Genomic DNA, 541 nt, shown 5'->3' with positions numbered 1-541 from the left:
GTTCCTCTTCTTCGGAAGCCAGAAAACAGGTGGTGCACGGTTGTCGTCAGCTCGTGTCGTGAGATGTTGGGTTAAGTCCCGCAACGAGCGCAACCCCTATCTTATGTTGCCAGCACTTCGGGTGGGAACTCATGAGAGACTGCCGCAGACAATGCGGAGGAAGGCGGGGATGACGTCAAATCATCATGCCCCTTATGACCTGGGCTACACACGTACTACAATGGGAGTTAATAGACGGAAGCAATACCGCGAGGTGGAGCAAACCCGAGAAACACTCTCTCAGTTCGGATCGTAGGCTGCAACTCGCCTACGTGAAGTCGGAATCGCTAGTAATCGCAGGTCAGCATACTGCGGTGAATACGTTCCCGGGCCTTGTACACACCGCCCGTCACACCACGAAAGTCGGAAGTGCCCAAAGCCGGTGGGGTAACCTTCGGGAGCCAGCCGTCTAAGGTAAAGTCGATGATTGGGGTGAAGTCGTAACAAGGTAGCCGTATCGGAAGGTGCGGCTGGATCACCTCCTTTCTAGGGAGACATACAC

Annotated in this window: 1 rRNA gene; it reads left to right on the top strand. The window is 54.7% G+C overall.

Going from position 1 to position 541, the window contains the following annotated elements:
• Nucleotides 1-525, top strand: a 16S ribosomal RNA gene (locus ACSV5T_RS09710); the annotation flags it as partial.
• Between the last annotated feature and the right edge of the window lie 16 nt (nucleotides 526-541).

This window comes from Veillonella sp. ZSJB6 (assembly GCF_051549505.1).
Classification (GTDB): Bacteria; Bacillota; Negativicutes; order Veillonellales; family Veillonellaceae; genus Veillonella.
This window is presented reverse-complemented; position numbering and strand designations above follow the sequence as displayed.